The 26,028-nt window shown below is 66.5% G+C and carries 24 protein-coding genes and 1 riboswitch; of the genes, 6 read left to right on the top strand and 18 right to left on the bottom strand.

Annotated elements, in window-relative coordinates:
* Positions 1-89 precede the first annotated feature (89 nt).
* The 3 genes from NF551_RS14155 to NF551_RS14165 are packed head-to-tail and all read left to right on the top strand — an operon-like array spanning position 90 to position 3,694.
* Positions 90-938, top strand: a complete 849-nt coding sequence (locus NF551_RS14155) for a class I SAM-dependent methyltransferase (RefSeq protein ID WP_331460385.1) — start codon at positions 90-92, stop codon at positions 936-938.
* Positions 939-962: 24 nt separating this feature from the next.
* Positions 963-1,469, top strand: a complete 507-nt coding sequence (locus NF551_RS14160; RefSeq protein ID WP_227894030.1) for a low molecular weight protein-tyrosine-phosphatase — start codon at positions 963-965, stop codon at positions 1,467-1,469.
* Positions 1,469-3,694, top strand: a complete 2,226-nt coding sequence (locus tag NF551_RS14165; protein WP_227894029.1) for a chorismate-binding protein — start codon at positions 1,469-1,471, stop codon at positions 3,692-3,694. The genes NF551_RS14160 and NF551_RS14165 overlap by 1 nt, the downstream gene beginning before the upstream one ends.
* Positions 3,695-3,698: 4 nt before the next feature.
* On the opposite strand, the gene cls is transcribed toward NF551_RS14165, so the two are convergent.
* The gene (gene cls, locus NF551_RS14170) at positions 3,699-5,165 is read right to left on the bottom strand and encodes a cardiolipin synthase (RefSeq protein WP_227894028.1); all 1,467 of its coding nucleotides are present in this window, start codon (positions 5,163-5,165) and stop codon (positions 3,699-3,701) included.
* Positions 5,166-5,253: 88 nt separating this feature from the next.
* On the opposite strand from cls, the gene NF551_RS14175 reads away from it, so the two are divergent.
* Positions 5,254-6,129, top strand: coding sequence for an aminodeoxychorismate lyase (locus NF551_RS14175; RefSeq protein WP_227894027.1), 876 nt, complete (start codon positions 5,254-5,256; stop codon positions 6,127-6,129).
* Positions 6,130-6,134: 5 nt separating this feature from the next.
* Here NF551_RS14175 and NF551_RS14180 read toward each other — a convergent pair whose 3' ends face one another.
* Genes NF551_RS14180 through NF551_RS14190 form a run of 3 tightly spaced genes read right to left on the bottom strand, consistent with a single transcriptional unit; the run spans position 6,135 to position 9,108 of the window.
* A complete protein-coding gene (locus NF551_RS14180) occupies positions 6,135-6,950 on the bottom strand; it encodes an energy-coupling factor transporter transmembrane component T family protein (RefSeq protein ID WP_227894026.1) in 816 nt (271 codons plus the stop codon).
* Positions 6,947-8,506 carry an ABC transporter ATP-binding protein gene (locus tag NF551_RS14185; RefSeq protein ID WP_227894025.1) on the bottom strand — a complete coding sequence of 520 codons (1,560 nt, stop codon included), beginning with the start codon at positions 8,504-8,506 and terminating at the stop codon, positions 6,947-6,949. Before NF551_RS14185 ends, NF551_RS14180 begins: the two co-directional genes overlap by 4 nt.
* Positions 8,507-8,508: 2 nt before the next feature.
* On the bottom strand, positions 8,509-9,108 hold the full coding sequence (locus NF551_RS14190) for an ECF transporter S component (RefSeq protein ID WP_227894024.1): 600 nt from the start codon (positions 9,106-9,108) through the stop codon (positions 8,509-8,511).
* A gap of 57 nt (positions 9,109-9,165) precedes the next feature.
* A riboswitch (TPP riboswitch) is annotated at positions 9,166-9,306 on the bottom strand.
* A 93-nt stretch (positions 9,307-9,399) separates the two neighbouring features.
* Between NF551_RS14190 and NF551_RS14195 the strand changes: the two genes are divergently transcribed.
* Complete coding sequence (locus NF551_RS14195; RefSeq protein ID WP_227894023.1) at positions 9,400-9,663, top strand: DUF4235 domain-containing protein; 264 nt, start codon at positions 9,400-9,402, stop codon at positions 9,661-9,663.
* 90 nt (positions 9,664-9,753) lie between these two features.
* On the opposite strand, the gene mnhG is transcribed toward NF551_RS14195, so the two are convergent.
* The 6 genes from mnhG to NF551_RS14225 are packed head-to-tail and all read right to left on the bottom strand — an operon-like array spanning position 9,754 to position 16,237.
* Entirely contained in the window at positions 9,754-10,287 is a 534-nt protein-coding gene (gene mnhG / locus NF551_RS19060; protein ID WP_423720942.1) for a monovalent cation/H(+) antiporter subunit G, read from the bottom strand.
* Between the two features lie 2 nt (positions 10,288-10,289).
* Positions 10,290-10,547, bottom strand: a complete 258-nt coding sequence (locus tag NF551_RS14205) for an MrpF/PhaF family protein (RefSeq protein ID WP_227894022.1) — start codon at positions 10,545-10,547, stop codon at positions 10,290-10,292.
* On the bottom strand, positions 10,544-11,125 hold the full coding sequence (locus tag NF551_RS14210) for a Na+/H+ antiporter subunit E (RefSeq protein WP_227894565.1): 582 nt from the start codon (positions 11,123-11,125) through the stop codon (positions 10,544-10,546). The genes NF551_RS14205 and NF551_RS14210 overlap by 4 nt, the downstream gene beginning before the upstream one ends.
* 14 nt (positions 11,126-11,139) lie before the next feature.
* Positions 11,140-12,750 carry a Na+/H+ antiporter subunit D gene (locus tag NF551_RS14215; protein WP_227894021.1) on the bottom strand — a complete coding sequence of 537 codons (1,611 nt, stop codon included), beginning with the start codon at positions 12,748-12,750 and terminating at the stop codon, positions 11,140-11,142.
* On the bottom strand, positions 12,747-13,235 hold the full coding sequence (locus NF551_RS14220; RefSeq protein ID WP_227894020.1) for a Na(+)/H(+) antiporter subunit C: 489 nt from the start codon (positions 13,233-13,235) through the stop codon (positions 12,747-12,749). The genes NF551_RS14215 and NF551_RS14220 overlap by 4 nt, the downstream gene beginning before the upstream one ends.
* Positions 13,232-16,237, bottom strand: coding sequence for a Na+/H+ antiporter subunit A (locus tag NF551_RS14225; protein ID WP_227894019.1), 3,006 nt, complete (start codon positions 16,235-16,237; stop codon positions 13,232-13,234). Before NF551_RS14225 ends, NF551_RS14220 begins: the two co-directional genes overlap by 4 nt.
* 189 nt (positions 16,238-16,426) lie before the next feature.
* Here NF551_RS14225 and NF551_RS14230 point away from each other — a divergent pair, with 189 nt between their 5' ends.
* Positions 16,427-17,794 carry an MFS transporter gene (locus NF551_RS14230; RefSeq protein ID WP_227894018.1) on the top strand — a complete coding sequence of 456 codons (1,368 nt, stop codon included), beginning with the start codon at positions 16,427-16,429 and terminating at the stop codon, positions 17,792-17,794.
* A 3-nt stretch (positions 17,795-17,797) separates the two neighbouring features.
* Here the strand turns inward: NF551_RS14230 and NF551_RS14235 are convergent, their stop codons facing one another.
* The 8 genes from NF551_RS14235 to NF551_RS14270 all read right to left on the bottom strand — a co-directional run bounded on the left by NF551_RS14235 (position 17,798) and on the right by NF551_RS14270 (position 26,017).
* Positions 17,798-18,187 (bottom strand): DUF1801 domain-containing protein, encoded by a 390-nt coding sequence (locus NF551_RS14235; protein ID WP_227894017.1) that lies wholly within the window; start codon positions 18,185-18,187, stop codon positions 17,798-17,800.
* A gap of 147 nt (positions 18,188-18,334) precedes the next feature.
* Positions 18,335-19,105: an SDR family NAD(P)-dependent oxidoreductase gene (locus tag NF551_RS14240; RefSeq protein WP_227894016.1), complete on the bottom strand. Its 771-nt coding sequence runs from the start codon at positions 19,103-19,105 to the stop codon at positions 18,335-18,337.
* Positions 19,102-20,724, bottom strand: a complete 1,623-nt coding sequence (locus NF551_RS14245) for an FAD-dependent oxidoreductase (protein ID WP_227894015.1) — start codon at positions 20,722-20,724, stop codon at positions 19,102-19,104. Before NF551_RS14245 ends, NF551_RS14240 begins: the two co-directional genes overlap by 4 nt.
* A 12-nt stretch (positions 20,725-20,736) precedes the next feature.
* A complete protein-coding gene (locus NF551_RS14250) occupies positions 20,737-21,822 on the bottom strand; it encodes an alcohol dehydrogenase catalytic domain-containing protein (protein ID WP_227894014.1) in 1,086 nt (361 codons plus the stop codon).
* 8 nt (positions 21,823-21,830) lie between these two features.
* Positions 21,831-22,139 carry a YciI family protein gene (locus tag NF551_RS14255; protein ID WP_227894013.1) on the bottom strand — a complete coding sequence of 103 codons (309 nt, stop codon included), beginning with the start codon at positions 22,137-22,139 and terminating at the stop codon, positions 21,831-21,833.
* On the bottom strand, positions 22,136-23,926 hold the full coding sequence (locus NF551_RS14260; RefSeq protein ID WP_227894012.1) for an FAD-dependent oxidoreductase: 1,791 nt from the start codon (positions 23,924-23,926) through the stop codon (positions 22,136-22,138). The genes NF551_RS14255 and NF551_RS14260 overlap by 4 nt, the downstream gene beginning before the upstream one ends.
* Positions 23,910-24,833 (bottom strand): sugar phosphate isomerase/epimerase family protein, encoded by a 924-nt coding sequence (locus NF551_RS14265; protein WP_227894011.1) that lies wholly within the window; start codon positions 24,831-24,833, stop codon positions 23,910-23,912. Before NF551_RS14265 ends, NF551_RS14260 begins: the two co-directional genes overlap by 17 nt.
* Positions 24,830-26,017, bottom strand: coding sequence for a Gfo/Idh/MocA family protein (locus NF551_RS14270; protein WP_227894010.1), 1,188 nt, complete (start codon positions 26,015-26,017; stop codon positions 24,830-24,832). Before NF551_RS14270 ends, NF551_RS14265 begins: the two co-directional genes overlap by 4 nt.
* Positions 26,018-26,028: the final 11 nt, after the last annotated feature.

Raw genomic sequence — 26,028 nt, forward strand, 5'->3', positions numbered from 1 at the left:
CACTCAACTTTACCGCGGCGTGTGTTTTTGTCAACAAACTTGAGTCGCCTCGACTCAAGTTCGTGCCCATTCCCGCAGTATGACACCGCGTGACCGAAGGCAGGACACGCACCGCCCGCGCGGCGTATCGTCCTGCTATGCCCCAGGACACTTACTCCCACGGCCATCACCGCAGCGTCGTCAACGCACACGCCACGCGCACCGCAGAAGACTCGGCGGCGTATCTCCTCCCGCATCTGTCAGCAGGGATGCGGATGCTCGACGTCGGCTGCGGCCCGGGGAGCATCACCGTGGACCTCGCCGCACTGGTGGCACCCGGACAGATCACCGGCCTGGACCGGTCCGAAGAGGTCCTGGCACAGGCACGGCAGCTCGCGGCCGAACGCGGGGCGGACAACACCGAGTTCACCCCGGGAAATGTCTACGACCTTGAATTCGCTGACGACACCTTCGACGTCGTGCACGCGCACCAGGTGCTGCAGCATCTAACCGACCCGGTGGCGGCGCTGCATGAAATGCGCCGGGTCACGCGCCCCGGGGGCATCGTTGCAGTGCGCGACGCCGACTACCGGGCCATGAGCTGGTTCCCGCTGGTCCCTGAACTGGACGAATGGATGGAAACCTACCAGCGCATTGCCCGCGGCAACCGGGCAGAGCCCGACGCAGGCCGGCGGCTCGTGAGCTGGGCCTTGGAAGCGGGGTTCACCGAGGTGGAAGCGTCGTCGTCGAACTGGCTGTACGCCACCGAGGAACGGCGCCGCTGGCACGCGGGCGCCTGGTCCCAGCGGGTCCTGCATTCAGCTTTCGCCGACCAGGCCCTGGACCTTGGGCTGTCACGGGAAGACCTGCAGCGGATCGCTGACGGGTGGCTGCGCTGGGGGGAGGCGCAGGACGGCTGGTTCCTGATGCCCAGCGGGGAGCTGCTGGCCCGGGCCTGAGCACTCCGTCGGTACGCTTAAGCGATGTACCGCATCATTACGGTCTGCACCGGCAACATCTGCCGCTCCCCCATGGCCCAGTTCTGCCTCACCCGCGCGGTCCGCGACGCCGGACTTGAAGAGGGCGTGGCCGTAGATTCGGCCGGCGTCACCGGGTGGGAGGCCGGGCACCCCATGGACCCCCGCGCTGCGGCCGAACTGCAGAAGAACGGCTTCGGCGAACCTGCCCTGGACAGCTTCCGGGCGAGGGCCTTTGAACCCGAGTGGTACCGGGACCGCAACCTCATCCTCGCCCTGGACTATGGCCACTTCACCCATCTGGAGGCCGGGGCACCTGCCCGGGAGCGCGGCAAAATCCGGATGCTGCGCAGTTTCGATCCTGCAGCCGCCGGCCTGCCGCCCCAACAGCAGGGCATCGAGGATCCCTGGTACGGCGATATGTCCGACTTTGACTCCTCCTACGCGCTGATTATGGCCGCCGTTCCCGGCGTCGTGGAATTCGTTCGCAGCGCGCTGGCGGACGGTCCCTGATGCCTCCAGCGTCCGCGCGCCCGCTGCTGATCGGCATCGACGGATTCTCCGGCGCGGGCAAAACCAGCCTGGCACTGGAACTGGCCGCGCAGCTGCGCGCCCACCGCAGTGTTGCCCTGTTCCATTTGGAGGATGTCTATCCCGGATGGGATGGGCTTGCCGCGGGCATGGACTACTACCGCGGCACCGTCCTGGAGCCGCTGGCCGCAGGAGAGGAAGCGCACTGGCAGGCCTGGGACTGGCAGGCAGGACGCTACGGACCCCGGCGCACCACGGTGCCGGCAGAGATCGTGATCTTCGAGGGGGTCGGCGCCGCCCACCGCGCCGCGCGGCAGCTGCTGGACGCGGTGGTGTGGGTCGACGCTCCCGAAGCCGAACGAAGGGAACGGGCCCTGGCCCGCGACGGCGACACCTACGCTCCGCACTGGAACCGCTGGGCTGCCCAGGAAGCCAGGTGGGCGGCTGCCGATCCGGCCCAGGCCGGCGCCGACCTTCAGGTGGCGACCGGGGATTCCACCGGGCGCGCTCCCCTGCACGCCTATGTGCTGCGAGCCCTGGGCTCCCTGCCGCTGCCCGCACCTGGACTTGGCCTGCCGCAGTCCGCGCTGCAGGTGGACGCTGAAATCCTGGACGCTGATCCAGACCCGCTGCAGCTCTACTCGGAGCTCTTTGACTCCTCCGGGAACGCTGTCTGGCTCGACAGTTCAGACGCCGGAACCGCGGGCGCGGGCGGCAGCCCCGCGGAACGCAGCCGCTTCAGCATCATGGCCGACGACGGCGGCCTCCTGGGACGCTATGCCGAGCATGCGGCCGGTACCACGAGGGTCAGCCACGGCCCGGTGCAGGTTGCCGTACGGGAGCCGTTCTTCCGGTGGCTGCACAGTGAGTGGGGAACCGCTTCGGTACCGCAGGAACTGGACTGCCCGTTCGCGCTGGGCTGGGTGGGGTGCCTCGGGTACGGACTCAAGCGGGAAACCGGGGGCGCCGATGTCCCTTTCGATGTCCCTTTCGACGGCCCCGACGCTGCCCTGGTCTTTGCCGGCCGCGCCGTGGTCCTGGACCACGTACTCAAACGTGTCTTCCTGCTCACCCTGAAGGATCCGTGGTTTGACGGACAGGCGGGCAGCGCAGCCCCTTCCAGCAGTGCAGCCCCTTCCAGCAGCGCAGCCCTTTCCAGCAGCGCGGTCGATTCCAGCAGCGCAGCCCGCTCCGGCGAAGCCTGGCTGGAATCGGCCCGGCGTGCGGTGGCCGCGTCCTCTGTCCGGGCTGCGGCATCCGCTGTGGCCGGGGCACCCGCTGTGGCCGGGGCACCCGGCGGCCCGGCTTCCCCGCAGGGCTGGCGTCCGGCCGGCAGCGGGCCGGCCTTCTCGTTCCGCGACAGCCGGGCGGATTACCAGGCCAAGGTACGTCTGGCCCAGGAACACATCGCGGAGGGGAACACCTACGAAGCGTGCCTCACCACGCAGCTGCGGGCAGAGCTTCCGGAAGAGCTGGAGCCGCAGGAACTCCTGGACCTGTACGCGGCGCTGCGGCGGCGGAGTCCGGCACCGTTCGCGTCCTTCCTCCGGCTGGGGAATCTTGTCTTGGCCGGTACGTCTCCCGAACGGTTCCTGCGCATCAGCGCAGCGGGGAACCTGCGCGCCGAGCCAATCAAGGGCACCCGGCCCCGCGGCGGGACACCCGCCGCCGACGCCGAGCTGCGCCAGGACCTGCTGCGGAGCGACAAGGACCGCGCGGAAAACATCATGATCGTGGACCTCATGCGCAATGACCTCTCCCGGCTGGCAGAACCGGGGTCGGTGACAGTCCCGCGGCTGTGCGTGGTGGAAAGCTACGCCACCGTCCACCAGCTGGTCAGCACCATCGACGCCCGGCTGGCGTCCGGAGCGAGCCGGGCCGAAGCCATTGCCGCGGCTTTCCCGGCCGGCTCCATGACCGGCGCTCCCAAATCCAGCACCATGACCATCCTGGACCGGCTCGAAGGAGCAGCGCGCGGGATGTATTCGGGCGCCGCCGGCTATTTCTCTCTGACGGGCGCGGCTGACCTCTCCGTCGTAATCCGGACACTGGTCCTTTCCCCCAAACCCGGCGGCGTTACGGTGCTTAGCCTCGGCGTCGGCGGGGCCGTCACTTCCGGTTCCGATCCGGAGGCAGAGTGGCAGGAAGTACGCACCAAGGCACGCGGCGTGCTGGGCAGCCTCGGCTCCGCAGTCCCGGAGGACTAGCGCGTTACTGCAGCGTCGCCGTCAGCCTGGCCACGTTGTCGACGTAGCGCTGCCAGACCGGACGGTTCTTCCACTCCTCAAGGATCAGTTCCTTGGACAGGGACCGGTACGTGTCTTCGATCCTCCGCATCTTTTCCACGATGTCCCCGCCAAACATCATCATGGAAACTTCCAGGTTCAGCGAGAAGGAGCGCATGTCCATGTTGGAGGACCCCAGGACCGCGACGTCGCTGTCCACGGTGAAGTGCTTGGCGTGCAGGACCAGCGGAGCAGGGTACTGCCAGATCCGGATACCGGCTTCCAGCAGTCCTTCGTAGTAGGAGCGCTGGGCATGGTCCACCAGGAACTGGTCGCCGCGCTCGGAGACGAACAGCTCCACCTGGACACCGCGCTGCGCCGCCGTCGTAATGGCATAGAGAAGGGAATCATCCGGCACGAAGTACGGGCTGGTAATCGAGATCCGCTCCGACGCCGAATACAGCAGCGACGTGAAAAGGCGGAGGTTGTTCTCCGTGGTGAATCCGGGTCCGGACGGGACCACCTGGCAGGTGATGTCGCCGGGCTTTGAGGTCCACTCGTACAGGCTCAGTTCCTGTTCGAGGTTCTCATCCGTTTCCATGTTCCAGTCAGTGGCAAACACAACGTTGATTTCATCCACCACCGGGCCTTCGAGCCGACTCATGAGTTCCACCCATTTGCGCCCGATCCTGTGGTTTCCCGGCTTGCGGTAGCCCGGCTCCACCAGGTTCTGCGAGCCGGTGAAGCCGATCACGCCGTCCACCACCAGGATCTTGCGGTGGTTGCGGAGGTCAGGGCGCCGCCAATGGCCGCGCAGCGGCTGGATGGGCAGCATTCGGCGCCACCGGATCTGGCTGTCTTCGAGCTCTTTGAGCAGCTTGCGGTAACCCTTCACCCGCAGCGTTCCAATATGGTCGAACAACAGGCGGACTTTGACCCCGCGCGCGGCTGCGTCCTTGAGCGCGGCGAAGAACTCGTGGGTAACGGCGTCGTAGCTCATGATGTAGAACTCGACGTGGACGTAGCGGGAGGCACCCCGGACCGCCTCGGTCATTTGGCGGATCGACTCTTCATAGTCGCGCTGGAGTTCCACGTTGTTGCCGTCCAGGCTGGGGAACGATCCCAGCCTGCGGTTGAGTTCGACGGCGGAGAGCACCCACTCCGGCCCGGAATAGGAGCTGGTCTCCGCGTTGAGTTCGCCGGTGTTCTCACGCACCGCCTTGCTGATTTCCGTCTGCCGCTGCACCCGCTGCTCGGAGAGCCTGTGGTTGCCGAAGAGGGAGAACAGGATGATGCCTGGCACCGGGAGGAAGAAGATGCAGAGCAGCCAGGCCATGGCCGTCGTGGGCCTCCGGTTGCCCGGAACAACGCCGAGCGCAACAATCCGGATGCCGAAGTCCAGCAAGGTGAGCGCAGTGGCCAGCCAGGCTGGAGCACTAACTGTCCACCACACGTTGTCTTCCCTCCAGCCAACCCGAATGTCTTCAGCCTAGTCGGAAGGGTGCCGTGGAACGTGTTCCCGCGCGCACTAGGCTTGGCACATGACTGTTTTGGTGTTCCTGGACCCTGCGTTCCCCTCCGGCCGTGTTGCCGATGCTTCCGTTCCCCAGCTCCTGGCAACCGATCTCGGGGCGACCCGCGGAGACGGCGTCTTCGAGTCGATGCTGGCGGTGGACGGCAAGCCGCGGAAAGTGTCCATGCACCTGGACCGGATGGCCGCCTCTGCTGCGGCACTGGAACTGGCGTTCCCCGCCCCGGGGCAGTGGGAACCCGCAATCTCCACGGCCCTTGCCGAGTTCGGCCGAGTTCACGGGGAACCGCAGGCCGTGGTGAAGCTGATCCTGACCCGCGGCCCCGAAGGCGCGGACCAGCCAACCGCCTGGGTCCAGGCCTCCCCCGTCCCTGCCTCCGCCGCCCGGCAGCGGGAAGCCGGGCTCGACGTGCTCCTGCTGGACCGCGGCTATGACAGCACTGTTGCCGAGCACGCACCGTGGCTGCTGCTGGGTTCCAAGACGCTGTCCTATGCCGTCAACATGGCCGCCATCCGCTACGCCCGCGAACACGGTGCCGATGATGTGATCTTCACGTCCTCGGACGGAAAAGTCCTCGAAGGTCCCACCTCCACAGTTGTCCTGGCCACGGTCCAGAACGGCACGAAGACGCTGCTGACGCCGGAGCTGGAGAGCGGGATCCTGCCCGGCACCACGCAGGGCGCCCTCTTTCAAGCGGCTGAAAACGCCGGCTGGCAGCTGGGCTACGGTCCGCTGGAGCCCACGCACCTCCACCAGGCCGACGGCGTGTGGCTGGTCTCCAGCATCCGCCTCCTGGCGCCGGTGAAATCAATCAACGCCGAACCCATCGCGGTCAGCCCCGCGCTCACAGCCGAACTCGCTGCCCTGGTTGAAACCGTTCTTTAGCCGTCCTAGCTGAGGATGAAGTTGAACGTCCCGGCTCCCGCCGCGGCGGCCACGGCCGCTGCTGCGAGTCCGACGCCGTAGGCCAGCACCCAGGCATCGATGCGGCTGAATGTGGACGTCCGTGCCCAGGTCCGTGTTCCGCTGCCGAACCCGCGGGCTTCCATCGCCACGGCCAAGCGGGTTGCCCGGCGGATGGCCTGGACCAGCAGCGCCAGGCCCTGGCCCAGGAAGTTCCGGAACCGTCCCAGCGGGGAGCTGGCGGCGTCGGCTCCCCTGGCGTGCCTGGCCAGTCCCAGCGTGCGCCATTCCTGGACGAGCAGGCCCACCAGCCGCATCGCGGCCAGCGCACCCAGGACGAACCGGGACGGCAGGCGCAGCCGCTGGGCCAGCGCATCAGCCAGGTCCGTCGGATCGGTAGAGACCAGCAGGAAGATACCGGGCAGGGCGATGGCCAGTCCACGCAGGCCGATGGCGATTCCGGCTGTCACCGAGTCTGTTGTGAAAAGCAGCGGGCCGGCGTCGAGCAGTACCTCACCGGTCTTCTCCGCGAGCAGCGCCGTCCCCCATGCGCCGATGGCGGCAGCGATCAGCAGCGGCCAAATCCGCTTCACCAGGGTCCAGGGGCTAATCCGCAGCAGCGGCAACAGGGCCAGTTCTCCTGCGAGGACCACAGTGGCGCTGACCCAGTCCACGGTCAGCAGTACCGCAGCCGTCACGGCAACCGCGGCGCCCAGCGTCGAGAGCGGATTCGCTGCCGCCAGCCGTGAGGCGCGTCCGCCCGGACGTGCCTGCTCGTGGGGGCGCAGCACCGTGGCGCTCATGCGGCTTCTCCCCCGGTGCCGCGGCCGGTGCCGCTGCCGGTTTCACTGCCGGACCGGAGCCCTTCAGGCGGCGGAACTTCGCTCACCCGGCCATTTGCCACCTGCAGGAGCGCCCCGCCCAGCGCGGCAGTGAACTCGGCGTCGTGGGTCACCGAAACCACAGTGCATCCGCTCTCGTCCCGCTGCTCAGCGAGCATCGTGACGAGTTCCCGCCAGGTGTTGGCGTCCTGTCCGAAGGTGGGTTCGTCCAGGATCAGGATGTCCGGAGCCGTCGCCAGCATGGTCGCAACGGACAACCGCCGTTTCTCGCCGCCCGAGAGCGTGAACGGATTGACGGTAAGAAGCCTGTGCAGTCCCAGCCGTTCGGCAAGGCGGTCTGCCCGCCGGAGCCCTTCGGCCTCGGAGAGCCCGGCCCGGCGGGGACCGAACGCCAGTTCGTCCCGCACGGAGCCGGTAAGGAACTGGTGTTCCGGTTCCTGGAACACGGTGCCGATCCGGGTCACCAGCTGCGCAGACTTCCAGCTGGAAGGGATAGACCCTGCTTCTCGCGCCAGGGCAGGGGACGCCGCCAGCTCCCCGCCGCGGGGACGGAGCAGCCCGCCCAGTGTGAGTGCCAAGGTGGATTTTCCGGCACCGTTCGGTCCCGTGATGCCCAGGGCGGTTCCGGCCCTGAGCGTTACGTCCACGCCTGAAAGCACGGCCGGTCCCTTGGGCTGGCGGGCAACGTCCAGTCCCCGGGCCGTGAGCAGTTCCGCTGCCCCGGGGTTCCGCGGCGGGGGCGGCGGGAAGGCAGGAGCCGCGCCGGGAAGCCACACCCCGGCAGCTGCCAGCCGCGAGCGGGTTTCCGCCCCGGTGAGTACCGCGGCAGGCGGTCCATCGGCCAGCAGTCCGCCGCCGGCGTCGAGCACAATCACCCGGTCCACCACATCCGCCCAGGCCGCGACCCGGTGCTCCACCACGATCAGTGTGGCACCGGTCCGGTCCAGGACGCGGGCGACGGCGTCCCGGATTTCCAGCACGCCGTCAGGGTCCAGGTTTGCGGTGGGCTCATCGAGAAGCAGCAGGCCCGGCTGCATGGCAAGGATCGAGGCCAGGGCCAGGCGCTGCTTTTGTCCGCCGGAAAGCGCTGCCGTCGAATGGTCCAGCGGAACGTTGAGGCCGACGTCGTCGAGCGCGGAGTGGACGCGTTCCCAGATCTCGTTGCGCGCAACGCCGAGGTTCTCCGCCCCGAAGGCCACTTCATCCCCCACGCGGGAAAGCACAATCTGCGCGTCCGGGTCCTGCAGCAGCAACCCGGCACGGCCGCGTGCGGCCTGCGGATGGACACCGTCGAGCGTCAGTGTTCCTGTCTCGGTACCCCCGGTGTCCTCGCCCAGGACACCGGCCAGGGCGTGGAGCAGCGTTGATTTGCCCGCGCCGGAAGCACCGAGCAGCAGGACCCGCTCACCGGGCTGGATCTGGAAGTCCGCGCCGGCGACTGCGGGCGACCTGCGCCCGGCATGACGCCAGCCCCATTGTGCCGCTGTTACCGCGGCTGGAGCCGTTCTGGAAACCATCGCTAGGCGTCCGCGGTGCGGCCGGCAGCGAAGGCGGAAAGCGCCCCGGTGCGTGCCAGCGACCGAACCGCAAGCCAGGACAGGAGTCCGGCCAGGACCAGTCCGGAGACTGCCGCGAAGAGCACGTACAGCGCCTGCCACTGGAAAGCCCATTCGGGTTTGTACAGGATGGATTCGCTGACGCCCAGGAAAACCCCGGAGACGAGGCCCGCCAGAAGGGCGACGGGAAGGTTGAACTTCTTGTACATAAAGAGCAGGAAGACCAGCTCGGCGCCCAGTCCCTGGATCGCGCCGGAGAGCAGCACGGAGAGGCCAAACTGGGTTCCCAGGACGCCGGACACGGCTGAGGCCAGGACCTCGCAGTACAGGGCAGCTCCGGGCTTGCGGATAATCAGCGCGCCCAGGACGCCGGCAATCAGCCAGCCGCCGGTGTAGAGTCCGCCAATCGGGGGGAAGGCCAGGACAATGGCTTCAACGCCGCCGTAGGCCAGCGACCAGGCCCAGAAGACGACGCCGACGGCGACGGCGACAACCGACGCGACAACGATGTCCACCACGCGCCAGGACCAGCGGCTGCGGGTGGGTGGAAGTGTGTGCTGCATGGAAGGTTCCTCCTGTTTTCAGGAGGGGAGGGAAAGCCGCCGCAGCTGCGGCGGCGCACCCCTGAGATCTCGACTCCCTTCGCCGGTACTAACCGGAGCAGGTTCGAGGGTCTGCGGCTTGATCCGCACTCTCAGCGCCCGGATTCCGCTTTCCGGTTTCCCGGATCCGCGGAAAGCTGCGCTCCCCTGTCGTATGTATGCGTGGTCCACTGTACACGGTGGCCGTCCGCGTTTTGGGGTAGCGGCAGGTAGCGTAGGACCAACACCAACGCACAACGCCAAGGAGTACTCATGAACATGATCCTGAAACTGCTGGGAACCGGCGCCAGCATCGGCGCCGGCCTGGCCTCGGCAAAACTCCTGGACTTCGTCTGGACCAAGGCCACAGGCAATGAACCCCCCAAGGACAAGGACGGCGCACTGGACGCCAGCCTGCGCTCGGCCGTCATCTTTGCCCTGGTCTCCGGGGCCGTCAGCCAGGTCATCCGCGTCCTGACCAACCGCGGCACGCAGCGGGCTATCGCCCGGTACCAGCGCACGCCCGAGGTCGTCTAACCCGTTTCCGCCTCACCGAGATGACAGAAACTGCCCGTATGAGCGCTCATACGGGCAGTTTCTGTCATCTCGGGGACGTACTTCCCCGCGTCAGCCCTCGCGGCTTCGCCCGGGCGGTGTCGGTTTCTCAGCCTCTGAACGTGCCCGGGCCAATTCTTCGTCGTTGAGGTCCCCGGTGTAGTAGCTTCCGTCGCTTTCGCGCTCCGGTGCGCCGCCGGTTGTCGGGTCATCATCACCTGAGTTATCGACAGGCTCATTCGCGGCCTCGAACATCAGCTGCTGGGCGCGCTCGACGACGTCGTCCAGCTCATCAATGGTGAGCAGCTCGGGACGAAGATGCTTGGTTCGGTAGCCGGCACGGCCCACCATGTGGGCGGAGACCGGCGCAGTGAGCAGCATAAAGATCCAGCACAGGGCCAGCACCGGCAGCAGTGCCCAGCTGCGGAACTCCACAGCCATGGCCAGCAGGAAGAGCAGCAGGCCGAGCACCTGAGGCTTGGTCGCGGCGTGCATCCGGCTCATCAGGTCGGGGAAGCGGGTGAGGCCGATCGCCGCCGCGAAGGACATGGTGGCGCCGCCCAGCAGCAGGGCTCCAACGATGACGTCAATCACGGTTTCACTCATGGCTACCTCCGGTCCGTTACGAAGCGGGCCACCGTCACGGAGCCGATGAAGCCGATCAGCGAAATCGCTATCAGCAGGGCGAGGTAATCAAGGTTCCGGTTCACGACCATGTCCACTATGAGGGCGCCGCCTACGATGGCCAGCAGTACGTCGGCGGCGAGGACGCGGTCAAGGATTGAAGGGCCGCGGACAATCCGGAAGATGGCACCGGCGGCGGAGAGGGCCAGCATAATCGACACGATAGTGATGACGGCAGTCATCGGCTGACCTCCCCTTCGCGCAGTTCCTTGAGGTCTTTCTGTTCGGCCCGGACCAGGGCCAGGTCTTCCCGTGTGCCCATCATGCGGATCAGCCACGATTCAGTGGCACGCACGTCGTCACGGACCTTTTCCGCTGCTGCCTGGCTGTTCACGCCCAGGCAGTGGAGGTAGAGCGTGGACGTGGACCGGTCCACTTCCACCACCAGCGAGCCGGGGATCAGGGAAAGCGCATGGCCGGTGGCCGTGACCAGAAGGTCCGAGTGGCTGCGCAGCTTCACGGCGACCACGGCGTTCTTGATCCGCGGTCCGTGGACAGCGGCCAGCCAGAGCACATGGAAGCTCGCGATCACCAGCTTGTAGAGGAACCGGATCCCGAAGCCCGCGGCATACAGGACGTTGAACCGTCCTGACAGGTCCACCGGGGGCAGGTAGAAGATGTTGGTGACAACAAACGCGATGATGGCGCCGAACACCAGGTTGCCCAGGCTGAAGTCCTGCCAGAGTGCGCCCCAGAGCAGCACCAGCCAGATGATCAGCGGCAGTTCCTTCAGCAGGGGTATCCGCGGGTGGTTGCGCATGCGTGCTTTTTGAGTCACGGTGCGCTCCCTTCACCAAGAACGGCTTCGATGTACGGTGTGCGGTCCAGCAGGTCCTGGGCTGCCCGGTCGCTAAGCGAGAAGAGCGGGCCGGCAAGGATGGTCAGGGATACGCCCAGGGCTACCAGTCCCACCGTGGGGTAGACCATGGACTTCGGCAGGAGGTTCACGGTGGAGCGGCCGCCGAAGCGTCCGCTGCTGTGCCCGCTCACGTTGCCGGAGTCGCGGACGGTGCTGCCGTCGGTCGTGGTGGCCAGCAGGATCGGATCAGGGTGGACTGCGTCCTCCGGGGTTCGCCAGAACGCACGGTTCCAGACCCGGGCCATGACCAGCAGGGTCAGCAGCGAGGTGAGGACGGAGGCGGCAACCAGCACGTAGGCCAGCGGCGTGCCCAGTTCCACGCCTGCCTGCATCAGGCCGAGCTTGCCCAGGAAGCCGGAGAACGGCGGGATGCCGGCCAGGTTGATCGCCGGGATGAAGTACAGGACTGCCAGCAGCGGTGAAAGCCGGGCGAGCCCGCCCAGACGGTCCATGTTGGCGGTTCCGCCGCGCCGCTCGATCAGGCCGGTCACCAGGAACAGGCTGGTCTGGACGGTGATGTGGTGGACCACGTAGAACACGGCTGCGCCGATACCCACAATCGAGGCAACCGCGAGGCCGAACACCATGTAGCCGATGTGGCTGACCAGCGTGAAGGAGAGCATACGTTTGATGTCGGTCTGCGCCAAGGCACCCAGGATGCCCACCAGCATGGTCAGGCCCGCCACCACCATCAGCAGCGTGTTGATCCGGTCCCCGGGGAACAGCAGCGTCTCGGTGCGGACCATGGCGTACACACCCACCTTGGTGAGCAGGCCGGCGAACACCGCAGTGACCGGCGCAGGTGCGGTGGGATAGGAGTCAGGCAGCCAGAAGGAAAGGGGGAAGACTGCGGCCTTGATGCCGAAGGCGACCAGCAGCATCAGGTGCAGCATCAGCTGTGTTCCCGGGTCCAGCTCGCCCAGCTTGATGGCCAGGTCCGCCATGTTCACCGTGCCGGTCGCGGCGTAGATCATGCCGATTGCGGTGAGGAACAGGACGGAGGAAATAACGCTGACGACGACGTAGGTCACGCCCGCGCGGATTCGCGGCGTAGTGCCGCCCAGGGTCATCAGCACGTAGCTGGCCGTCAGCAGGATTTCGAAGCCGACGTACAGGTTGAAGAGATCACCGGCCAGGAAGGCGTTCGAAACACCTGCCACCAGGATCAGGTAGGTCGGATGGAAGATGGAAATCGGTCCGTCTTCATCACCGTCGGTCATGCCCTGGCCGGCGGCATAGATCAGCACCGCGAGGCTGATGGCAGTGGAAACCACGAGCATCAGGGCGGAGAACTGGTCCACCACCATGGTGATGCCGAACGGCGGCAGCCACCCGCCCAGGTTCACGGCCTGCGCCCCGGTCTCCCAGACCGCGGCGAGCAGGAAGCACTCCAGGACCAGCGTCAGGGTCAGCACCGTAACGCTCACGATGCGCTGGGAGCGCTGGTGCCGGATCAGGACGAAGGCCAGCGCCGCGCCAAGGAACGGCAGGACGACGGCGAGCGGGGCAAAACTGGAAGCGTTCATCGTTTTGCCTCTCCTGTGGATCCGGTGCCCTGTCCGCGCTGCGAACCGGGTGCTTCTTCGGCCTCGTCAGCCGGCGTGAACTCGGTCGTGTCCTCGGGGACATCGGCGTCGTCTTCCGCGTCGTAGCTGCTCTGGCTGGCCACGCGGCGGTCTTCTATGTCGTCCTGGACCTCATCCTGGCGCCCCAGCACCCAGGAGCGGTAAATGATGCCGAGCATGAAGGCCGTTACGGAGAAGGAAATGACGATCGAGGTGAGGATGAAGGCCTGCGGCAACGGGTCGTTGTAGTCCTCCGGCGGAATCTCGGCGCTGAACAGCGGCGCCAGTCCCTGGAAGCCTCCGGTGGCCAGCAGCAGGATGTTGGTCGCGTTGGTCATCATGGCCAGCCCCAGCACCACCCGGGTGAGGCTGCGTTCCATGACCAGATAGATACCTGCCGCATAGAGGGCGCCCATGATGAGCAGCAGCGTGATGTTGACGCTCATCGGGACACTCCTTCCGGTTCCAGGATTTCGGGTTCGGGTTCCACCAGGTCATCGTCGCCGTCATCGGAACCGCCTTCGGAGCGTTCGTCGATTTCCGAACCGAGGCTGCGCAGGACGTCAAGCACCAGGCCAACCACCACCAGGTACACGCCGATGTCGAAGATGGTTGAGGTGACGAACTTGATGTCGCCGAAGATCGGCCAGGTGAACTCAATGATGGCGCTCTGCAGGACCTGGCCGCCGAAGAACAGCGGGGCTGCTGCGGAGAGTGCCGCCAGCCCCAATCCGCCGCCAAGCAGCATGCCTGCGCTGACGGGGGTGGCTTCGGCCAGTTCGAAGCGGCCGCCGGCAAGGTATCGGATGGTCAGCGCCAGGCCTGCCATCAGGCCGCCGGCAAAACCGCCGCCCGGTGAGTTGTGGCCTGCGATGAGCAGGTAGATGGAGAAGATAATCACCGAGTGGAACAACAGCCGGGTGACGACTTCAAAGATGATGGAACGGCGCTCGGGAGCCAGCGTGCGGCCGGCCACCAGCCACGCTTCGCGGGCCACGGAGGAGAACTTCCGGGCCAGGGCCAGGGTGGCAGCTTCCCGCTCGGAAGAGGCAAAGTGTTCACGCCCGCGGTCCACGGAACCGGTGGCTACCTCGTCGGCACGGCGGCGCTTGTCGCCGCGGCCGCGGACGAAGATCAGGGAGGCAACGCCGGTGGCGGCCATGGCCAGGACGGAGATTTCGCCGAAGGTATCCCAGGCGCGGATGTCCACCAGCGTCACGTTGACGATGTTCAGGCCGCCGCCGCCCTTGTAGGCGAGTTCGGGATAGGACAGGGAGATGGGTTCGGCCACCCGGGATGCCATCGCCGTCATGGCGAAGACCACCATGGCAGCGCCGAAGGCGATGCCCAGTCCGGCCCGCAGCAGGCGCTGGCCGGTGGGTTCGCGCTTCCAGAGCCGGGCCGGCAGGGAGCGCAGCGCCAGCACAAAGGCCACCAGCACGATGGTCTCCACCAGCATCTGGGTCAGGGCGAGGTCCGGCGCACCCTGCAGCGCAAAGAGCAGGGCAATGCCGTAGCCGCTGACGCTGACCATCAGCACGGCCAGGAAGCGCTTGTTGGCGCGGGCTGCACCGACGGCGCCGATCACCACGGCTGCACCGATCACGGCCTGCAGCGGGGAATCGAACCAATGGAAGTGTTCCGGAATCGGCGCGTTCCGGAGGAGGACGGCGCACAGCGGCGTCACAATCGCCATGCTCAGGATGACAAAGAGGTAGAAGGTCAGTGAACCGCGCTGCGTGCGTCCGGTGACCCAGACCGCGACGTCGTCCAGGATGCCGATCAGGCCGCGGTAGGACCGCTCGGCGTCGAGCGGGCTGGCCATGCGGGCCTGGAGTTTCTCCACCCGGGTGCGCTGGAAGAACAGCAGGGTTCCGGCCGCGATCGTCAGCGCCGTCAGGCCCAGCGCAAGGGTAAAGCCGTGCCAGAGCGCCAGGTGCGTGGCTTCGCCTTCCAGCGGGTACAGGTCCGCGTACGGGGTGATGATCGTGTCCAGCGGCTTCGGCCACAGGCCAAAGAAGACGGTGGCGGCGGCAAGGATGGCGGGCGGGGCGAGGAACGGCCACGGAATCGCTTTGAACGCCGTCGGCTTGCAGGATTCCTTGGACGCGAAGCCGCCACAGACGAACCGGCAGCTGTACGCGAAGGTCAGGATGGCGCCGGCCACGACGCCAATCAGCAGCACGATCGCCGTGGGCGTGCCCTGCTTTTCGGCAAAGTGGACGTAGGTCTCGTAGACCGATTCCTTCGCCACGAATCCGAGCAGCGGCGGCAGGCCGGCCATGGAGGCAGCGCCGATCGCGGCGACAACGGCCAGCAGCGGGGCTGAGCGTCCGACGCCGGACAGCTTGCGGATGTCGCGGGTGCCTGCCTGGTGGTCGATGATCCCCACGACCAGGAACAACGTGGCCTTGAAGAAGCCATGTGCCACCAGCAGGCCCAGGCCCGCCAGCGCCGCTTCCCGGTTGCCCAGTCCCACCACAAGGGTCAGGAAACCGAGCTGGCTGACAGTTCCGTAGGCCAGCATGAGCTTGAGGTCGTGCTGCCGCAGCGCACGCCAGCCGCCCAGGAGCAGGGTCGCCAGGCCAAGGATGGAGACGACGGCAGACCAGTACATGGTGTCCGAGAACCCCGGAGCCAGGCGTGCCACCAGGTAGATGCCGGCCTTCACCATGGCCGCGGCGTGCAGGTACGCGCTGACCGGGGTCGGGGCAGCCATGGCGGCCGGAAGCCAGAAATGGAAGGGGAACAGGGCCGACTTGGAAACTGCGCCAAGGAGCAGCAGGACCACAGCGATGTCGACAATCACGCCGCTCGCAGCCAGCTGCGGTGCCTGCGCCATGATCTCGGAGATCCGGTAAGTGCCGGCAGCCGAGCCGAGCATGATCATGCCCACGAGCATGGCCAGCCCGCCGAACGTCGTAACAATCAGTGCCTGCAGGGCTGCACGGCGGGCCGAGAGGCGGTGCGCCGCATAGCCGATCAGCAGGTAGGAGAGGATGGTGGTCAGTTCCCAGAAGATGAACAGCAGGATCAGGTCATCAGCTGTGACCAGGCCGAACATGGCCGCGGCGAAGGCCAGCAGCTGGGCGCCGAAGCTGCCCATCTTCGGATCTTCGGGACGGAAGTACCGGGCGCAGTAGAACAGCACCAGCGAACCGACGCCCAGGATAAGGATGGAGAGGACGGCTGAGAGCGCGTCCATGCGGAAAGCCAGCTCCACCCGGAGATCGGGAATCCAGGGGATGATGACCGACGGCGGCGCGTTGGGAGCGCCGGAAGCGAGGGTCTGGTCCGCCCCGGTATAGCGGGTGAACGTTGCCATCAGCCACAGGAACGCCACTGCGGGAACTGCGGCCAGGATGTAAAAGGCGGACCTGCCGAACCACCGGAAGAATAACGGCGCCACCAATGCCACCGTAAACAAGACGGTGAGCACAAGTAGCACGTAGATCTCCCGGGTTCTCTTGGGGTTTGCAGGTCAGAACACAGCTTTAGTTATCAACGTTGCGGGCGAAGGGTCCTGTTTATTCTACCCATGGCATACGCCCTCAGCCCATTCGGGGGTGTGTCATGGTTACGCCTTTCGACCGCGTCTGTCCGTCTCACACCGCCTGGGCGGGCTAGCATCTGGACCATGGCATCAACGACCGTACACACCACACCGGGGCATCCCGGTCCCCCTGCCCGCCTTCGACGGCGGGAGGTTTGGGCCTGGGCCTCATGGGACTGGGGATCGGCAGCCTTCAACGCCGTGATGACGACCTTCGTCTTTACCGTGTACCTGACGTCGGCCCCGTTCGGCGGCAAAGACCACGCATCGGCAGTCCTGGGCACAGGCCTTGCCGTCGCGGGCATCGTGGTGGCCGTCCTTGCTCCGGTGACCGGGCAGCGCTCCGACGCCGGCGGACGGCGGAAGCTGTGGCTGGGACTCAACACCCTTGCTGTGTGTGTGGCAACAGGACTGTGCTTCTTCGTCTACCCGAGTGAAAACTTCCTGCTCGTTGGCGTGGCCCTCATCGCCCTGGCCAACGTCTTCTTCGAATTCGCGAACGTGAACTACTTCGCCATGCTCAAGCAGGTGTCCACACCGGCCACGATTGGCAAGGTCAGCGGCTTCGGATGGGCCATGGGGTACGTAGGCGGCATCGCCGCGCTGGCCCTGGTCCTGGTCGGCTTCATCAATCCGGACATCGGATGGTTTGGCGTCACGTCCGAGAACGGCCAGAACGTCCGGGCCGTCGCCGTGTTCTCGGCTGTGTGGTTCCTGCTGTTCTCCCTGCCGATCTTCTTCACCGTGCCGGAGGTGCCCCGCACCAAGGCCGCCAAGATTGGGTTCATCGCGTCCTACGGACTGCTCTTCCGCCGGATCAAGGCCATCTACAAGACCAGCCCCCACACGATTTTCTTCCTCCTAGCCTCGGCCGTTTTCCGTGACGGGCTGGCAGCGGTATTCACCTTCGGCGGCGTCATCGCGTCCGGAACGTTCGGCTGGGAACTGCCCCAGGTCATCATGTTCGCCATCTTCGGCAACATCGTGGCCGCGGCCGGTTCCTTTGCGGGCGGTTTCCTGGATGACCGCATTGGTCCCAAACCGGTGATCGTCGGTTCCCTGACCGGCCTCCTGCTGGCCGGATCCGCCATCGCCGTGCTGGGCCCGGACGATGTCAGCATGTTCGGACTCGACTGGACCGGCGACACCACGTTCTGGATCTTCGGACTGGCCCTGTGCCTGTTCGTTGGCCCGGCGCAGTCGGCGTCCCGGGCGTTCCTGGCACGGCTGGCCCCCGACGGCGAGGAGGGCGAACTCTTTGGCCTCTACGCCACCACGGGCAGGGCAGTGAGCTTCCTGGCGCCCTCGCTCTTTGCGCTGTTCATCACCATCTTCGGGGCGCAGCGGTACGGCATCATCGGAATCCTGCTGGTCCTGCTGCTGGGCCTGCTGGCACTGCTGCCGGTCCGCGCCCCGGGCCGCACGCCGAAAGCGGTGGTTCCGGAGGTCTAAGTCCTATTCCAGCTGCGAAACCCACTGCCTGACGACGTCGGTGAAGTCCTCCAGTCCCGCGTCCGCCGCAGCGCGGCTGGGGAAGGTAATGACTCCGCGGTTCCGTCCGGCCCAGCGGAGCACCTTCCGCGGATCGGCCACGGTGATCTCGCGGTGCTCAGGCTTGGGTTTGGCTCCCGTGTGCAAAACGACCTGCACGGCCTGGGGCCGATTGAGGTTGAACGTGGCGAAGTCGTCGCGCAGGAAGAAGTTCGGCGAATGCCATTTGACGTTTTCCCGGATCCGCGGGTCCACGGACAGGATAGCTTCGCGCAGCTTCTGGACCGACGAGCGCATCGGGTGGTTCAGGGAAGCCAGATAGTCCGTCAGTGCGGATGGTTCGGCGGGTTCCATGCGCCCAATCTGGCACCGTGCAGGGCAGGTGTCCACAGTAGGAGCGGCCAGGGACGGTGCAGGCCGTCAGATGCTGGTGCGGTGGAAGTTCAGGTGGCTGCGCGACGCCGTCGGGCCCGCTGGCCCTGGCCCCGTCAGAGTTATTCGTCAGGCAGTGTTTCGGCCTCCGCTGAGGTCCAGTGTCTGCCCGGTCATGTAGCTGCATTCGGGAGAGAGCAGCCAGGCTGCCAAGGCCGCGAATTCCGCCGGGTACCCCACCCTGCGCATTGGCACCCTGTCGAGCAGCGCCGCATTGCGTTCGGGGCTCAGGTCCTTTAGCAGCGGCGTCGCGAACATCGAGGGCGCAACACAGTTGATGGAGATGCCTGCGGAGGCGGTTTCCTTGGCCGCCGACTTGGCCAGGGCGATCAGGCCCGCTTTGGAGACGGAATAGGCCGACATGTTCTCGTTTCCTTCCCTCCCTGCGATCGAGGCCAGCATGGCGATCCGGCCGTATCCGGCGGCGTGCATGTGAGGGATCACCGCCTGCAGCCCGTAAAAGCAGCCCGTCAGGTTGATCTCCAGTGTGCGGTTCCATCCCTCGAGAGGCACGTCCTTCACCGGCACTTCCGGGCCCTGGACTCCGTGGCAGAAAAGGGCGCCGTCCAGCCGGCCGAACCGGTTCTTGGCGTGCCGGACCACCCGCTCCCACTGGTCCGGGTCCGTGACATCCAGCCCGAGGAACTCTCCAGTGTCAGGCGGACCCCCGGCCGGTGCGGTGACATCCGTGGCCACGACGCACGCTCCCTCGGCACGCAGCCTGGCGGCCGCCTCTGATCCCAGCCCTCCCCCGGCACCGGTCACCAGGACAACCCTGCCGGCGAAGCGGCCAGGCCATATCTGCAGCTGGCCCGGCGGGGCCACCTGTTCCGGAATCATGCTGTGTCTCCGCAGAGGTGGCGGGCTGCGGCATAGGCGCGGGTAACGGCAGATCCCAGCGTCGCCCCGCCGCCCGGGTAATGGTTGCGGAAAATCCCGGCTGCTGCATTGCCCGCCGCGTACAGGCCGGTGATGGGACCGCCGTCCCAACCCAGAACCTGTCCCTGCTGATTCACAGCCAGCCCGCCGGAGGTTCCCAGCATCCCTGCGTGCACGGGGACTGCATAGAACGGCGGCCTGTCCAGGGGGGAAAGGCAGGGGTTGGGCAGGTTCGATTGGTCACCCAGGTGCCGGTCCTGTTCGCTTGCCCCGCGGCCGTACAGGGTATCGGTGCCCTTCCGGGCATCACTGTTGAAGAACAGCACCGTTTCCGCCAGCCCGGCGGCATCGATTCCTGTCTTTTCCGCCAGCTCCTGCAGGCTGGACGACTCGTTCATCCAGTCCTGCGCCACACCCGGCACAGAACCTGCCACCGGGTACTTCGCGTGGAAATCCGCGTCGAAGACGAGCCACGCCGGATTGTTCTGCTGGCGCGTGCTCTCCGGATCGGTATTGGCGAAGACGCGCGCGGCGTCGTGGTAGTTCAGCGCTTCGTTGACGAAGCGCCGGCCGGCGGCATTGACGGTGATGGAGCCCGGCAGCGTCATTTCCACGTTCGCCATCCGCCCCGTGGGCCGGCCGTCGTACCGCGCGCCCGGCGGAGTTATCACCGGGACTCCCCACATCGCCGTCATATCCCGGACGGCGGCACCGGCAGCGAGTGCCAGTTCCAGTCCGTCGCCCTCATTTGAAGGGGCACCGATCGGCGTGACCGGCAATGGAAGGAAAGCTGCGCGCATGTCCGCGTTGAACTCGAACCCGCCGGAGGCCACGACGACGGCACCGGCCCGGATTGTCTCCGCCCGGCCGGCAATCTCCACGTTCCATCCGCTGCCGGAACGGGACAGGCCCGTCACCGGCGCCTGGACCGCAAGGCGCACTCCCAGATCAATCGCGGTGGCGGCCAGGGACCCTGCCAGGGCCCCGCCCATGGTGCGGATGCCTTCATCGGCACGGCTGCGCAGCAGCTGCGGGTCCGGTGCCCGGCCGTTGAGGTTGTCCCGCTCAATCATGGTGAGCAGCGGAAAGTAAGTTGACGGCCGCAGCATCGCTGCAAGTCCCGGGTGGTCTTCGTCGGAGAACGGCAGGTTATCCAGGCTGCGGCCTCCGGCTGCGGCGCCGTCCCATTCCAGGTGGTAGTCCGGGCGGGCCAGCGGAGCCAGACGCACACGGGTGTGGCGGTCCAGGAACCCAATGACGTCCGCTGCGGTCTCAACGAACCACTCAATGTCTTCCGCCGGCATGGCGTGGCCGGCCGCTGCCCGCAGATAACTGATGCCCGCCGCCCGGGAATCCTCGAATCCTGCGCTCATTGATAAATGGTTGTTGGGCGCCCAGATGACGCCGCCGCCTGCAGAAGTAGTCCCGCCCAGCAGGGCTGCCTTCTCCAGCACCAGCACGGAGGCACCGCCGTGGGCAGCCCGGACAGCGGAGGTAAGGCCCGCGGCACCGGAACCCATCACCACCACGTCGTAGGAGGTTGCCAGGCCGGCTGCGTTCGCGGTGACAGGAGCTTCCATACGTCCCATAAGTCAGTTCACCGTCCGTGAGCCGGCGTGTACACCGGGCTGGGACGCGGGCTCACGGACGGGCATGCTGATGACGATCTTTCCTGCACCCTGGGCCGGATCAAGCATGGTTTCGAAGGCTTCCTGGATTGCGGCCAGTTCGAAGGTATGGGTGATCAGCTTTTCGGCCAGGTCCTGATGCCGGTTGAGGGCAGCCAGGGCCGCGGGGATGAGGTTGACGCTGTTCCTGCTGCCGAGGATGTCCAGTTCCTTGAACGGGACCGTCCGCATGGACAGTGCCGCAGTTGCAGTGGAGATGCCCACCTGGACAATGCGCGCCGTAGGTGCTGCAAGGGAAAGCGCGTTCTCGAACGACGCCGGCGCACCGGTTGCTTCGATGAGCAGGGTGGGGCCGGACATCCGGCACCAGGATTCGAGCTCCTTGCGCTGAGCGGCATCCGGAAAGGGGCCGGAGCCAGCCAGCAGCGTGCCCACTGCTCCGAATTCCCGGGACATTTCGAGCTTGGACGGAACAAGGTCAGAAGTGAAAACGTTGACGCCCAGCTCGGTCAGGAAGAGCGTCGTCAGCAGCCCGATTGGCCCGCAGCCGAATACCAGGGCCGTCTCCCCTGCCTCTGGCCTGCCGCGGTTCACAGCCTGCATGGCAATGGATCCCGGCTCGCCCAGCACCGCCAGCCGCAGCGGCATGCCCTCAGGAACGGGGTGAAGCTTCGATACTGGAACGCTGATGACCTCAGCCAGGGCGCCGTCTTCGTAGCAGCCCAGGCAGGAGATGGATTCGCAGACGTTCGGGCGCCCGCCGAGGCACGGCCCGCACGTGCCGCAGTACACCATGGGGCTGACCGCTACCGCGTTCCCCACCTCCAGCCCCGGGCCGGCCGCCTGGTCAATGGCTTCGATCCGCCCGGTGAACTCGTGTCCCTGGACCAGAGGCAGTTCCGTCGGATAGTCGTCGTCCCAGATGTGCAGGTCGGTCCCGCACAGGGCCACCTGGTGTACCCGGACCAGGGCGTGCCCCGGCATAAGCGCCGGTGGGTCCTCGTCCCGCAGCTCGATCGTCCGCCGGCTGACAGTATGGGCTCGCAGCATGCCCGGCCCTATCCCTGGGCGCCCGCCGGGACCTGAAGCTTGTCCCTACCGAAAAAGATGTTCCACTGGCTGATCGTGCGCTCCGTAATCAGTCCGGCCTGGGCAAACGGGTCGCCGTCCATTACCGCAGCTGCCTCAGCCTCGTCGGGCGCCTGGATCACCAGGAGGGCACCGGTGCCTGCATCCAGCGGTCCGCTGACCAGCAGCCTGTCCGAGTCGAACAGTGCCTGCAGGAACTCGACATGGTTCGGACGAACGGCGTCACGCTGAACCGCGGATTCGACTGAGTAGGTGTAGGTGACGGCATATGTGTTCATGGCTGGAACTCCTGGGAATCTGTTGATGGTGTGCTGGCACTGGCCGGGACGGGGGTCCCGTCGTCTTCGTAAACTGTGGCCCCGGCAAGGTCGCGTCCCGCGACGTAGCCGAAGGTGAGGGCGGGGCCGAGGTTGATGCCGCCGGCGGGATAGTGCCCGCCCATCACGCTGGCCTGGTCGTTGCCCGCTGCGTAGAGGCCCTTGATGGGTGTACCGGCTTCGGTAAGCACTCGGGCGGAAGTGTCCACGGCCAGGCCGGCGAAGGTACCGAAACTGCCCGGCACCACCCTTACTGCGTAGAAGGGGCCCCGCTCCAAGGGTGCGAGCGTGGGGTTTGGGCGGGTTTTCGGATCTCCCCCGGAACGGTTGAACGGAGTTTCACCGCGTCCGAACTCAGGATCGACGCCGCGGCGGGCGTTTTTGTTGAACTCCGCCACAGTCTTGGCCAGGGCATCAGGGTCAATGCCGCATTTAGCCGCCAGCTCCTGGAGCGTCCTGCCCCGGACGAGGTAACCGCTGCGCAGGTAAGGGAACAACGGCACGGGCAGCGGCTTGGCCATGCCAAGCGGGTATCGGCGCACGAAGCGTGAATCGGCTATCTGCCAGGACTGGACGGTTTCGCCCTCATCGGCCGCCTTGATCATCGCGTCGACGTAGTCCCAGTAACCGTTCGCCTCATTGACGAACCGCTTCCCAGAAGCCAGCACCCCAATGCTGCCGGGTTTGGCACGGTCCATGATGTGCGGGAACACACCCTGCTTGCCGTTGGGATATTTGACCAGGGAGACCGGGCACCAGGCCGCCGGTGAAGCGACCTGGGTTATGAACCGTGCACCGGCATCCAGCGCCAGGTCAAGGCCCGAGCCGTCTGCCTCCGGGGGTGCCAGCGTCCAATGTTCAACCCCGGTAGGGGTTTTGGGGAAGAGCTTGGCGCGGTACGCGGTGTTGCTGGCAAACCCTCCTGTCGCAAGGACGACACCCCGGCGGGCAGTGATCGTGTAGCTGCCGTCCGGGCCGCCTACCCGGAGGCCGGTAACCCCGCCGGCGCTGTCCGTCAGCAGTTTTTCCGCGGTCGTGGCGACGCGGATGTCCACCCCAAGGTCGTCCGCGGATTTGAGGAGCCGGGCGGTCAGCGCCGTACCGTTGACCAGCTGCATGTTCCTGCGGTGCAGGGCGAGGCCCGCCAGGTGGGCCGTCACCCGCTTTGCCGCATGGAGCAGGCCGGCGGGGTTGCCGCGGGACGCCGAGAGAAACCTGGTCAGGTCCGGACCGGCCATGATCCCCATACCCAGGAAGCTGGTCGCGTAAAGCTGGTGCCGCATCCTGGCGCGCAGCTCAGGCTTCACGTTCCGGGCGTTGAAGGGTGCCGGAGCGACGGAGCGGTGTCCGGTGCCCGCTCCCGGCACCGATCCGTAAATGTCATTGATCCGGGTGCCCGGCGTGAACTGGAGCGAGGTGCGGTTATGGAAAAAGCCCACCATGTGCGGCGCCGCCTCCAGAAACGCGTCGATCCGCTCGGCGTCGTAGTCCTTTCCCAGGACGTTGCGCAGGTAGGTGCGGAATTCTTCGCGGTCCTCCTGGACGCCGTCGGCCTTCGCCAAAGGGTTGCCCGGGGCCCATGCCCAGCCGCCGGAATGGGAGGTGGCGCCCCCGATGACCTCTGCCCGCTCCACCACCACCACCTTCAGTCCGTGGTAGGCGCTGGTGACTGCGGCGGACATTCCGCCTGCGCCGGACCCGACGACGACGACGTCTGCTTCGGTGTCCCTGCTAACTGTGGTGCTCATCTGTTATTCCGTTCGTTCCGTGGGTGTGCAGTTCCGGGTGTTCGGAGCACCCGGACAAGGGTGGCGGCTCAGGGAAGGCCCGGGCGGATGCCCTCAGTCGCCCGGCGGAGGCGATCACCGAGTCAGCCGCCTGCTTCAGACGGTTCGCCCAGGCCTGTTCACCGAGGCGGGCGAGAGCTGAATCGGAAGGGGTTTCCACACTCACCGGGGTCCCTTCGGGCAGCGCGGCGATCATTTCCGCGAGCCGGAATCCGCCTTCTCCGGGTACCTGGCGCTCGGACCGGGATTCGAGCACGAGGCCGTCCCGGTCGGCCGGGGCGTCCACCGGACCGTCGCACAGCTGCAGCAGCGGGACCAGCCCGCCATACGTTTGGAGTTCCGCGTCTGTGGTGCCCACCCTGCTGAGGTGCAGTGTGTCGGCCACGATCCTGCAGCCGGAGTCCCGTGCCAGTTCCGCGGCCAGCGGGAGTGAATTCACTGATTGATAGGAGATAACTTCCAGGGTGGGAACGATGCCGAAGTCAGCGCCGTCGTTCACCATCTGCGCGAGGATCCCGGCCAGCTGCCCGTGATCCGTGAGCGACGCGGCCACCGTGAGGGTGGCAGCTCGCAGCGCCTTCCCCGCTTCCATCATCTGGAGCCAGGCGGACCGCTGGTCACTCCCGTCGAGCAGCAGGAACTCAATGTCCCGGATGCCCACCCCCGTCTCCTCGACGGCGAGCATTGTTTCACGGAACATCGGCGACCCCGGGGCAAGGTCGTACGCCCGCTCCGCGGCCGTCACCTGTCGCACCCGGGCGCCGACGAAGTCGAAACCAGCGGCAGCTGCGATCCGTACCAGCCGCGGAGGTTCGGTACGGAGCAGGGACAGCTGGGCAAGACCAATCTTCGGTGTGTGGGTTGTCATTTGTTCGCTCGAATCTCAGGTCGGACTTCTGCGGGCGGAGATGGCTCGTTAGTCTCGGCGGCCGTGCCGGAACGTGCCGGAGGAACCGCCACCCCGGCGGGGAACGGCGCAAACCGGACCGGCTGCCCGGTGCGGGCGGACTCGTAGACCGCCAGCAGGATGCGGAGGGCATTCGTACCATCCCGGCCAGTAACAGCAGGGATGCCCCCGCCCCTCACTGCGTCCACGAAGTCCTCGATCTGTGCCCGGTGATGCGGGATCAGCGCTTCGTTGATGGCCGCCAGGTCCACGTTGGCCCCCGCGGTGATGCGGGCAGGCGCTTCAGCCGCGGATGCCCCGTCTGCGGCGATGGTGAGGCGCCCGTCCGTGCCTTCAGGGAATTCGCTGAGTTCAGCCGTCGCCCCGGTCGAACCCGTGATACGGATTTGCACCCCGAGCGACGGGCTGGCGGCGGTGGAAGCGTTCAGCGTGGCCAGCGCTCCGCTGGTGAACTTCAGGACAGCGCTTGCTGAGTCCTCGACCTCGATATAGTCCCCGTGCTTGAAGGTGTTGACCGCTCCGTAGACTTCCGCCACCTCCCCCAGATACCACTGCAGCAGGTCGATGTAGTGGATCGCCTGCGTCATCAGCACACCGCCGCCGTCGTTCGCCCAGGTTCCGCGCCACGCGTCTGCGCGGTAATACTCAGGGTCCCTCTGCAGGAGTACCGAAACCTGGCCCATCACCGGCCGGCCCAGGGTGCCGTCATCGATGGCTGCCCGGAGAGCGGCCGCTGCCGGCCAGAACCGACGCTGGAAAAGCACGCCCAGTGCAACGCCGTGGTTCTCGCAGGCCTCAACCATGTTCCGGGCAGCGGTGAGGTCCACCGAGATTGGCTTCTCGCACAGCACGTGCACGCCGGCTGCCGCAGCCTGCAGGACAACTGCTTCATGCGTCGGATGCGGAGTGCAGACCGAAATGATGTCCAGTCCGAGGTCCAGGAGTGCCGCTGCCGAGTCCACCGCGTGGGGTATCTGCCAGGTTGCCGCGGTCTGCCGTACACGGGCGGTGTCGACGTCGCAGACCCCCACAACCTCCGTTCCCTCAATTGCGGCGTAGGCCTCGATGTGGTTGCGGCTGATGTTGCCGCAGCCCACGATTCCGACGCGCAGGCGGGGTGCTTGTGTACGTGCCGTGTCAGTCATCGTCCTCTTTC

Origin of the sequence: Arthrobacter caoxuetaonis, assembly GCF_023921125.1 — a bacterium.
Lineage (GTDB): Bacteria > Actinomycetota > Actinomycetes > Actinomycetales > Micrococcaceae > Arthrobacter_B > Arthrobacter_B caoxuetaonis.